This is a genomic window from Candidatus Cloacimonas sp. (genome assembly GCA_039680785.1).
Lineage (GTDB): Bacteria > Cloacimonadota > Cloacimonadia > Cloacimonadales > Cloacimonadaceae > Cloacimonas.
Genome location: JBDKSF010000075.1, coordinates 1 through 11,478 on the forward strand (window position 1 = coordinate 1; position 11,478 = coordinate 11,478).

8 protein-coding genes are annotated in these 11,478 nt (G+C 38.9%); all 8 read left to right on the forward strand.

Annotated elements, in window-relative coordinates:
• Positions 1 to 669 precede the first annotated feature (669 nt).
• The 8 genes from ABFC98_05170 to ABFC98_05205 are packed head-to-tail and all read left to right on the forward strand — an operon-like array spanning position 670 to position 11,113.
• Positions 670 to 1,971 (forward strand): L-serine ammonia-lyase, iron-sulfur-dependent, subunit alpha, encoded by a 1,302-nt coding sequence (locus tag ABFC98_05170; GenBank protein ID MEN6445419.1) that lies wholly within the window; start codon positions 670 to 672, stop codon positions 1,969 to 1,971.
• On the forward strand, positions 1,961 to 3,970 hold the full coding sequence (locus ABFC98_05175) for a urocanate hydratase (GenBank protein MEN6445420.1): 2,010 nt from the start codon (positions 1,961 to 1,963) through the stop codon (positions 3,968 to 3,970). The genes ABFC98_05170 and ABFC98_05175 overlap by 11 nt, the downstream gene beginning before the upstream one ends.
• A gap of 3 nt (positions 3,971 to 3,973) precedes the next feature.
• The gene (locus tag ABFC98_05180; GenBank protein MEN6445421.1) at positions 3,974 to 5,368 is read left to right on the forward strand and encodes a UTP--glucose-1-phosphate uridylyltransferase; all 1,395 of its coding nucleotides are present in this window, start codon (positions 3,974 to 3,976) and stop codon (positions 5,366 to 5,368) included.
• A gap of 1 nt (position 5,369) precedes the next feature.
• Positions 5,370 to 6,602, forward strand: a complete 1,233-nt coding sequence (locus ABFC98_05185) for an MlaD family protein (GenBank protein ID MEN6445422.1) — start codon at positions 5,370 to 5,372, stop codon at positions 6,600 to 6,602.
• Between the two features lie 8 nt (positions 6,603 to 6,610).
• Entirely contained in the window at positions 6,611 to 8,794 is a 2,184-nt protein-coding gene (locus tag ABFC98_05190; GenBank protein ID MEN6445423.1) for an ABC-type transport auxiliary lipoprotein family protein, read from the forward strand.
• 8 nt (positions 8,795 to 8,802) lie between these two features.
• Positions 8,803 to 9,879 carry an MlaE family lipid ABC transporter permease subunit gene (locus tag ABFC98_05195; GenBank protein MEN6445424.1) on the forward strand — a complete coding sequence of 359 codons (1,077 nt, stop codon included), beginning with the start codon at positions 8,803 to 8,805 and terminating at the stop codon, positions 9,877 to 9,879.
• 2 nt (positions 9,880 to 9,881) lie between these two features.
• Positions 9,882 to 10,619, forward strand: coding sequence for an ATP-binding cassette domain-containing protein (locus ABFC98_05200; protein MEN6445425.1), 738 nt, complete (start codon positions 9,882 to 9,884; stop codon positions 10,617 to 10,619).
• Positions 10,620 to 10,675: 56 nt separating this feature from the next.
• Positions 10,676 to 11,113, forward strand: coding sequence for a dihydrofolate reductase (locus ABFC98_05205; protein ID MEN6445426.1), 438 nt, complete (start codon positions 10,676 to 10,678; stop codon positions 11,111 to 11,113).
• Positions 11,114 to 11,478: the final 365 nt, after the last annotated feature.

Sequence of the window (11,478 nt, forward strand, 5' to 3'; positions counted from 1 at the left end):
CCTGTAAAAGTATTTTTTTTAATCTGCGTCCTCTGCGTCCTCTGCGTGAAATATCTTCGGTGCTTTCGGTGGCTAATTATAAAAAATCCCTTAAATCCCTTTCATCCTGTTCATCCCAGACCTATTATCTTTTTTAATCTGGGAAAGAATAATCCAAAGGAAGAACGACATCCTGTCGTTCCCCTGACAACCGAGTTATCAAGTTTCCTATAAGTTATAGGTAACTGCATAAATATCTTGTTGTGGTTGACGAGGAAGTCAACCTTCCTTTATTTTCGGCGGGTTAAAACCCGTTGCTTAAATCTGTCGTCCCGCTGGGACTAATTTATTTGGTTTTATTTCAACGGGTTAAAACCCGTCGTTAGTATGTATCGTTCCTAACGGAACTTTTATTCGGAATCCTCTTAATCCTTAAATCCTGAAATCCTTGTTTCAAAACTTAATTTATCGTGAACAAATCCAAAAAATCCTTGTTTCTAAAATTCAATCCGTGAAATCAGTGCAATCTGTGAGAAACTAATCTTTTTTAATCTGCGTTATCTGTGTAATCTGCGTGCTTACTATTTTCGGTGTAATCGGTGTAAAAGTCATATTTTCCTTTTTTGCTTGACGGATTGTTTTAAATGGAAAGAATTGTAATAGAGTAAAAAATTAACAATAGGAAGGATGATGAGCGAAACAGAAAATATCTTGGCGCTATTAAAACAAGAAGTTTCACCTGCTTTGGGATGTACTGAACCAGCCGCTGTTGCTTTGGCGGGTGCTTATGCAGCCAGTGTTTTAGAAGGGACAATTATTTCTGCCAATTTGATTGTGAGCCCCAATATTTTAAAAAACGGGATGGGAGTAGGGATTCCCAATACTAATTTACTTGGTTTGGATATTGCTTTTGCCTTAGGAATATTAGTTGCCAAGCCGGATAAGGAATTGGAGGTCTTGGCTGATCTTGACGAAGAAAAAATAGCATCAGCAAAAAAAATGCTGGAAGAAAACCGCATCACTACCCAAATGAATGAAACAGAAGAAAAGATATGGATTGAAGCAATTTTGCAGACAGATAAATCTGAAAGTAGGGCAATTTTACGCTGGCGGCATAACTGGCTGTTTCATTTGGAAAAAGATAATCAGGTCTTGAAGCATAAGGAAATAGAAACGGAAGAAGAATGCTTTTTACTATCTCCTCTTTCTTATACTTTGAAGGACTATTATGATTGTTGCGTTAATATAGACATTGACCGATTGGAATCCATTGATTTGGGGTTGATTCAAAACCGTAAAATTGCAGATTATGGTTTATTTAATCAATCAGGTATAAATTTGGGCAGATTGATAATGAATAAGATAGAATGTGGACTTTTGGGAGATGACATTCATCATTATGCCATGGCTTTAACTGCGGCAGCCACTGATGCCAGAATGAGCGGTTGTAATTTAACGGTGATCAGTAATTCCGGAAGTGGGAATCAGGGCTTGGCTATTACCTTACCGATAATTGCAGTTGCTGAAAAGCTAAACAGTAATAAAGATGAACTATTGAGAGCTCTGGCTATGGGGCATTTGGTTAGTATTCATATCAAACAAAAAATAGGTATTCTTTCCTGTCTGTGTGGATGCCTTTCTGCTTCAGCAGGAGCTGCGAGTGGTATAGTTATGCTTTTAAAGGGGAATTATCCTCAAATTGAATATGCCATTAAAAATATGATTGCCGATACGGCAGGAATGGTTTGTGATGGAGCTAAAGAAGGTTGTTCTTTAAAAGTTGCCACCACAACCAGCGCGGCGGTTCAGGCATCGCTTTTGGCGACAGAAGGAATTTGCGTTTCTGCCAATGATGGTATAATAACGGAAAGCATTGAAGGTACTATTGACAATTTGGCTTATTTTGTAGCTAAAGGAATGCAAGATGCCGACAGCACTATTTTAAACATTATGTTAGACAAAGATAATAAAGGATGCAAAAATGAACTATAGAAAGTATGAAGTCCATCTTCCTGATGAGCTGCCTCCTGAGCCAACTTTTGAGCCCGGAATCAGAAGAGCTCCTGATAGGGGTTTGGACTTGAGCAAAAAAGACATTGCTCTTGCCCTAAAAAATGCCCTGCGATATATTCCCAAACATTTACACAGCGTTTTGGCGCCGGAATTTATGCAGGAACTGAAAACAAAAGGAAGAATATATGGCTATCGCTATCGTCCTCAGGGTCATATATATGGAAAACCGATTGATGAATATAAAGGCATAACTCCTGCTAAAGCCATTCAAGTGATGATAGACAACAATTTGGATTTTGATGTTGCCTTATATCCTTATGAACTGGTTACTTATGGAGAAACAGGCCAGGTATGTCAGAATTGGATGCAATATCGGTTAATTAAACAATATCTGGAAATTATGACGGAGAAACAAACGCTGGTTATGGCTTCGGGTCATCCTTTAGGTCTGTTTCCCTCGCGTCCGGAAGCTCCCAGAGTTATATCTACTAATGGTTTAATGGTTGGCAAATGGGATAATCCGGGGGAATTTAAACGCTTAACTGCATTAGGAGTGGCAAATTACGGTCAAATGACAGCCGGCGGATGGATGTATATTGGTCCTCAGGGAATCGTGAATGGAACATATATAACTTTGCTGAATGCAGGTAGAAAATATCTGGGTATCCCAGAGGATAAAAATCTGGCAGGGGTTCTATATGTTTCTTCCGGTTTGGGAGGAATGAGCGGAGCTCAAAGTAAAGCGATAGAAATTGCCGGCGGCATTGGAATTATTGCCGAAGTGGATAAAAGCAGGATAGAAACCAGGTTTAATCAGGGTTGGGTTAGCAAGGTCTCCAGTAATTTGGCGGAGGTTTTTAAATGGACAGAGGAAGCCAGAGAAAGCAAGAAACCGCTTTCCATTGCTTATTATGGAAATATTGTTGACCTGTTGGAATACATTGATAAACATAATATCAAAGCAGAATTGCTTTCTGATCAGACCTCCTGTCATGTAGTTTATGAAGGTGGTTATACTCCGGTTGGCATTACTTATGAAGAAGGGCGTAAATTATTGGCTGAAAATATTGAGCTATTCAAGCAAAAAGTAGATGCCTCTCTATTGCGGCATTTTAATGTCCTAAAAAATTTAACCGCAAAGGGCTCCCGATTTTGGGATTATGGCAATAGCTTTATGGCAAGCGTGTTTGAATCAGGGGTTACGGAAATTGCCAAAAACGGAATAAATACAATTGATGGTTTTATATGGCCCTCTTATGTGGAAGATATAATGGGACCCATCTGTTTTGATTATGGCTACGGACCTTTTAGGTGGATTTGTCTTTCCCGAAAAGATGAAGACCTGCATAAAACGGATTTGGCTGCCATCTCTTTGATAGATAAAAATCGCAGTGCGATGGATAGAGATAATTACTATTGGATTTCCACCGCGGAAGAGAATAAACTGGTGGTAGGAACGAAAGCCAGAATTCTGTATGCGGATGAAGAAAGCAGAATTAAACTGGGGCTGAAGTTTAATGAAATGGTTCGCAAAGGTGAAATTGGGCCTGTTATGCTGGGTAGAGATCATCACGATGTTTCCGGAACGGATTCTCCTTTCAGGGAAACAGCAAATATCTATGATGGCTCAAATTTGATGGCAGATATGGCTACGCATTGTTTTGCCGGAAATATTGCCAGAGGAATGACTATGGTAGTTCTTTCCAATGGGGGTGGAGTTGGAGTTAGCCGTGGTATAAATGGTGGAAATGGAATTGTTTTAGATGGCAGCGAAAGAATGGATGAAGTAGTGAAAAATGGACTTTCTTGGGATGTTATGGGTGGAATTGCACGCAGAGCTTGGGCTCAAAATGAAGGAGCTATCAAAACCGGAACTGCCTGGAATGAGAAACATAACGCTGAAGGCAATATAACCATTGCCGAAAAAGTGGATGCAGAAATGGTAGAACACTTAGTGAACAAAGAATTTGGAGAATAAAAAATGAGCACTCCCTTTATCCGGATGATGAAACAGGAAGGCATAAAGGATGATGTGATTCGCACTTTTTGTGCATACTATGCTAAACTTACTCAAGGCGATACAGGGTATATCAAAGAGGAAATGATAAAACCACCCTCAGATACGAATCTGATAGAGTATCAGCAGATAAAACAAACTTCCCGACCCTCTTTATTAAAAAAGATAGCAATTATCAAACTAAACGGCGGTTTGGGAACCAGCATGGGTTTAGCTAAAGCAAAATCACTGCTGCCTGTGAAAAACAATATGAACTTTCTTGATATAATCAGCCGCCAGGTATTAACCTTGAGATCAATTTCCGGATACAATATTCCGCTCTTATTTATGAATAGTTTCAATACTGAAACGGACACCTTAAAATATCTGGAAAAATATCCTGATCTAAGTAAACAGAATTTGCCTTTATCCTTTTTACAAAATAAATATCCGCGTATCAGAAAGGACAACTTAATGCCTTATGAGAATACAAATAAGAAATTAATGTGGAACCCTCCCGGGCACGGAGATATCTATGCTGCTTTGAGTGGTTTGCTGGAAGATCTGATTACCCAAGGGTGTTCTTATGCCTTTATTTCCAATGCGGATAATTTGGGAGCGATTGTAGATACTTCCATTCCTACCTATATGGAAGATAACAAAATTCCTTTTGTGATGGAGGTCTGTTTGCGCAGTCCGATGGATAAAAAGGGAGGCCATCTTTGTGAAGATAAGAGTGGACAACTGCTTTTGAGAGAAGTTGCACAATGCCCAGAAGATGACTTACCGCGTTTTCAAGATGTAGAATATTATAAATACTTCAATACGAATAACCTGTGGATAGATTTGAAAGCGCTCGATTGGTATCTGATCTCCAATGATGGCATTTTGTTGTTGCCTTTAATTGTTAATCCTAAAATTGTGGAAGGAACTCCTGTTTATCAGTTGGAAACGGCTATGGGTTCAGCAATCAGTGTATTTAATAATTCCAAGGCATTGATCGTTTCCAGGGAACGCTTTGTGCCCGTTAAAAAGACAAATGACCTCTTAGCTCTTTGGTCTGATGTATATGATGTGAATGATATGTATCAAATAGTTCTGAAGCGAGGATTGGAAAAAGCGCCGATCATAGAACTGAATGAAACCTACTATGGGAAAATTGATGAGATGCAAAAGCGTTTCAGTAAAGGCATTCCTTCTTTAACAAGCTGCAAAAAAATGAACATATCCGGAGATGTGAGTTTTGGAGAAGGAGTTGTGTGTGAAGGAGAAGTTACACTGAAATCAAATTCTCCAGTATTTGTGCAAAATTGTTTGTTAACTGGAGAAGTGGATATGGAGGTTCAATTGAGCAAGTCACAAAACAGGACGGGAGGATAAGATGGTTTCCAAAGCCGCTAAGGTTCGTCTGGGGATTTTTTTAACCATCGGTGCCATTCTGATCATTATTTTTGCAGCAGTGGTGGCCGGCAGCAGGTTAGTAGAAAAGAAAGACATATATTACATTCAGTTTGAAGATTATTCCGTAAGTGGTTTGCAAGTTGGCAGTTCAGTAAATTATCGAGGTATCAAAATTGGCAGAGTGGAAGATATCAAGATAAACCCCAAAGATGTAACCAAGATAATAATAAAAATCAGTGTAAACAGAGGCACGCCCATAAAAACGGATGCTGAAGCAGTTTTAACTTTAACCGGTATCACCGGACTGAAAAATGTGGAAATCCGCGGTGGGACTAATGAAGCTAAGCTACTTAAACCCAAAAGCTATATCAAGCCGGGAACCACGATGCTGGAAGATATTAGTGAACAAGCGAAATCCATCGTAGATAAAATAGATATGATAGCAGCCAATCTAAATGAAATTACAGGTAAGGATAATCAGCAAAATATTGCCACTATTTTGGAGCAAACCAGTTTGATACTAAAAGACACTCATGAAAATCTGGCTACTACAATGCAAAGCATTAGTCGCATTGCCAATAATACAGCTGATTTGACTGAAGAATTGAGTAAAGACCTGGGTGCCGTAACCGATAATCTAACCAAAAACTTGGATGCCATCACCAATAGCGCTACCAGTAATATTCAAAATGTTTCTGAGACCTCGCAGGCAAGTTTGATCAGTATCACAAATAATGTAAATCAGCAGTTGGTGGATCTTACAGGACGATTGGAGCAGAGTTTACAGCAATTAACCAGTGATGGTTCTGCGTTAATTCAAAATGCAAATTTACAAGTGACCACGGTAGGAGAACATAGCGACCAAATGGTGCTGGAAACCACTCGCGAAATATTAACTATTAGCACAAATATCAATAAAGCGCTAAATCAGGTAAATTCCATTTTATATACTCCCGGTTTTGATAGCTTAATGACCAATCTGGGAAAACTTAGTGGAGAACTTTCCAGAGCCAATTTACAAGGTATGGTTTCAGAACTATCCACTACTATTCAGAAAACCGGTAATTTAGTATCCAATCTGAATCGGGTTGTAACACGCGGTCAGAGTGATTTATTGGAGATTTTAAGCTCTTTATCCGAAACGAGTGAAAACTTGAATGAATTTTCCCGCCAAATTGCAGATACGCCAGCTATTTTACTGCGCGGAAATTAGGAGTTATGATGAATAAGATAAATTTTGCTTCCTTGTTTGTAATGTGTTTAGCTATTCTGATGTTGCTTTCGGGATGTCTGCAAAAAGTGGAAAGAACGCCTGTAAATTATTATGTGCTGGAATATCAAGCAGGAAATGAGAAACCCGAGCTATATAGAACTACGAATACAGGCAAGAATCTGGAAGTGTTAACAACATCTCTTCCCAGAACTTATGACCGCAATCAGATCGTCGTGAAAGAGAATTTTTATAAGGTTAAATTTTTGCAAACCGATGTTTGGGCAACGCGTTTGCGCGATGCCATACCCAATTTGATTGTCCAACGCATAAAAGCGTATAACATCTTTGGAACGGTTTCTCGAGGAGAAATTGCAGATAAAACTCCCCAGTATTTTTTGGAAACCACGGTTAATAATATAGAAAAAATAGAAGGAACCGAGCCCAGAGCATATTTGAATATGGAATTTGTCTTGCGTGATTCCACCTCCGAAAAGATTGTTTTAACCCATAAAAATGAACGCTCCGTTGAATTGGTTGATCCTTCTATGATTTATTTGGTGCAGGCATTTAACGAAATGATTATGGAAGAAACAGATCTTTTTGCGGCGAAATGCAATTTGTATTTTAGCGGGCAAAAGATAGATGATCAATCTCTTGCCGCTTCACCCTCTCCGATAGCCAGATATATTTTTGAAGAATTAACAAGTTCCGAAGCCGCTAATGATTATGGGGAGTTGATGGTCACTACCAAAACTCAGACGGAAGAACAGCTGCGTTATGCCATTGAAGAATTGGATTCTTTGAATACTGTAATATCCACGGATGAACTTATTATGGGTGTTCCAGCACTATTGAGACCAGGCCAATATAGAGTTATTATCGGAGAAATGGGTGATTTAATTGTTCCAGTAAAGATCCTGCCTCGACAAAGAACTGTGGTAAAACCCAATTGGGCAGAGCTTCAAATTGTAATTATGGATGAGTCCAAAAGCAGAGTTAGAATGGGATATGACCTCTGGAAAAAAGATACCGAAGGGGAGGGCTATAAAATTTACAGCGGAGGAATGGTCAGTATGGGAGAAGATGAAGTTGGAGCAGTGGATAAATTATGGATTTTACCTCCGGGTTCTTATCTGGTAAAATTGGGAGGGGGCTCTTGGAGCGATTTGAAAGATTTTGCCACCGTCGCTTTGGCCGAAGGTGAGAAAAAGACCCTTTCAATGATTGTTGACCCTGCCGCAGAAGGTGATGTTCTAATTGGAGCTGGTGTATTTTCCGATGAAGATATTGGTTTGGGTTCCAAACGCATTCATAGAGGTGCAATCCATGGCAATATATCTTTATCGTCCAATAACAATGTGGACAAAAACAAGCCAACGACCAGTGTTTCGTTATCGGGTCAATTTGACAACAGCATTGATACGCACGAAATTATAAAGCCCTTTCATTTCACTGCCAGAAGCATTTACGATCTTGGCTTGAATAAAACTTCAAATCAGGATTTGGTATTTAGTCCCGATGATTATTCCTTGAAGAATGTGTTGCTTTTCTATCCGATGGAGAAAAAGAAACTCTTGCAGAACTTTGCCTTTTATGGAAGAATGAATGTGAATACTCATATGTTTGATGAAACCACTTATTTTTCCGAAAGCAAGAATATTATCCTCCAAGACGCTTCAGGAGAGGTCTTATCCATTCGTTTGAATCAACCGGATTTAAAAACTAAGATTGCCTTCTATCCATTACGGTTGAAGGAAGGAACCGGTTTAACCTATCAAATAAACTTCAGTCCCAATGCTTGGACAAGTTTACGAGTTGGTTATGGATGGTTGCAGGACTATAACAATAATAGCTTTGTCTTTGATAAACCTATTGTAGATACTTTAACCAGTTTGAGTTATGAACGCTATATTGAAGAAGCGAACAGCAGTTCCAAAGGTATAGAATCCACAGTAATTTTATCAGCGTTGAACATAATGAAGTTCGTAAGCATAAATTCTACTCTGGATGTGCTTTTCCGGATGGGAGTTCCGGAACATACATACCGGCTGGAAAATGAAAACCGGATAAGTTTTAGGTTATTCCGAAATATCTCACTGGATGTAAAATTCAATATCTTCTATGATGAAGCTGAAAAACCCTGGACTGTTTACGATTATACTACTTTTATCCGATTATCGCTATTTTATTAAGAAAAGAAATGCCCAGTAAAATTGTTAACAATACCCTGTATTTAAATGGAACTCTGAATGCTGAAACAGTTCCAGGTGTTTTAGAAGAAGTAAATGTCCTTTTAAAACATCAGAATCCCGATATGATAGACCTGAGTGGAATAGCCAATTTGGATAGCGCGGGAGTGGCTTTTCTGGATGAATTGCAAAGTCGTTTAGCGGCAGAAGGGCTTTTATTGTTGCAGGGGGCGAGCCCTGAAATTCAAGAAGTGATAGAGACCTTTTCTTCTTTAAAAGTAGAGGTTCCTGCCCCTGAAAGGCAGATGGGCTTTTTTGAAAAAATAGGAGATTCGGTTGTTGTTTCAGCACAGCAGCTTTATCAGGTTATGCTTTTGGCTTCGGAAGTTTTTTATTGGGGTTTGATCGGAATTTTCAGCCGCAAAGGACAGCGGAAAGGTTCTTTTATCATTCAGTGTTCTTTGCTGGGATCGCAAGCATTGCCGATTTTAACCTTGCTTTCTTTCATCGTTGGCTTTATATTATCTTTGCAGGCATCGGTGCAGCTGGCAAATTTTGGAGCGAATGTTTTTATAGCAGATTTAATGGCTTTTTCGATGGTACGAGAAATAGCTCCTCTAATTACAGCTATCATTGTAGCTGGAAGAAGCGGATCAGCAATTGCTTCGGAAATTGCAACGATGCAAGTTACGGAAGAAATTGATGCCTTAAAGATTATGGCTTTGTCACCCGTTCGCTATGTCGTTGTACCAAAATTTCTTGCCATCACAGTAGTGATGCCGATTTTGGTTATGTTTTCTATATTAGTTTCGGAAATTGGAGGGGGACTAATTGCCATTAACTATCTGGATTTGAGTATCTACACTTTTGTCCAGCGTTCTATAAGTGTTCTTACTATAAAGGATATCGTCACCAGCTTTGGGAAAAGCATTATTTTTGCCTGGACGATTGTTGTTATTGGTGCCTATTGTGGATTTCAAGTAAAAGGGGGAGCGGAAGGAGTTGGAAAGGCAACCACTTCTTCTGTCGTCGCCTCTATTTTTGCCGTTATCATCTGGGACGCCATTTTCAGTTTATTATATTTATAATTATGGAACCGGTAATCAGTATTAGAAATTTAATTGCCAAATATGGCGATTTAACTGTTTTAGACGATATCAATGTGGATATATATCCTGGCGAGATTACAGTTATTTTGGGTGGTAGCGGTTGCGGGAAAACAACTCTGCTAAAGAATATTTTGCGTTTGGTGGAACCATTTTCGGGTAGTGTGAAATTTTGGGGCGAAGATGTTTTAGGCCTTGATGATGAACAAATGGCGAATATTTTGCGCAAAATTGGGATGCTTTTTCAAAGTGGAGCACTCTTGAATTCCCTATCTATTTACGAAAATATCAGCATTCCTCTGGAATTGCATACGAACTTAACCAAAGAACTGAGAGACAGAATTATTAAAGTTAAACTAAAACTGGTAAACTTAAGCGAAGCTATATATAAATTTCCTTCCGAACTTTCAGGAGGTATGAAAAAAAGAGCCGCTTTGGCCAGAGCTATTGCTTTAGACCCTCAAATTCTTTTTTGCGACGAGCCCTCTGCGGGTTTGGACCCTTTAACGGCTGCTTCTTTGGATGAATTAATTTTGGAACTGAAAAAACAACTGAAAATGACCATTGTGGTGGTTACTCACGAATTAGCTTCCATTCATAGAATTGCCGACAAAATTATCTTTCTGGATAGCGGTAAAATGCTTTTTAATGGCACCTTAGATGAAGCAAAAAAAGCTGGTATTCCTCAAATTGATACCTTTTTTAAAGTAGGCAAATTCTGAGCATAACTATCATAGCCGCTTATGACTTAAATCATTTAATCGGTAATGCCGGAAAAATGCCCTGGAAAATTCCGGAAGACCTTGCCTGGTTTAAACAAAATACTCTTGGTCATCCGATTATTATGGGGAAAAATACTTGGAAATCTATTGGGAAAGCACTACCGGACAGACAAAACATTATTTTAAGCAAGGACACTTCTTTTCATCCTGAAGGTGCCATTGTCGTTCATAATATGCAAGAAATGCTACCCAAAATTGAGGGGGAAGAAGTATTTGTAATCGGTGGGGCAAGCGTTTTTGCCCAGTTTTTACCTTGGGCGGATAGATTATTGATTACCCTCATTCATTCTAAGTTTGAGGGAGATACTTATTTCCCTCCTTTTAATGAAGATGAATGGTTGCTGCAGGATAAAAAAGATATTATTTCTTCTACGGGATATCCTCTAAGCTTTTTAACCTATATTAGAAAAGAGAACTTTAAAAGTGAAAAGTGAAAAAGTGGAAAAGTGGAAAAGTGAAAAAGTGGAAAAGTGGAAAAGTGAAAAGGTGAAACCCGGAACGAACAACTTTAGAAAGGTTTTAGAAAGTTAGCCCCTGAGGGCGACACAATCATAGCGATGGAGGCGTAAGCCCCTCGTATAAAACAATTAAGGATAAAGAAAAGTCCAATTGTGATAAGAGATTTTAACGATGGGTTTTGACCCGGCGTATTAATAACGGAGTGTTGACGTCCTCGTCAACAACAACAAACAAACTATCAGACAATACTAAAATTTAGCGGAAACTACATAATTTGGCTGTAAGGTGAACGACGAAGAAATCGTTTATTTAGGAAGGTTGACGTCCTCGTCAACCACAA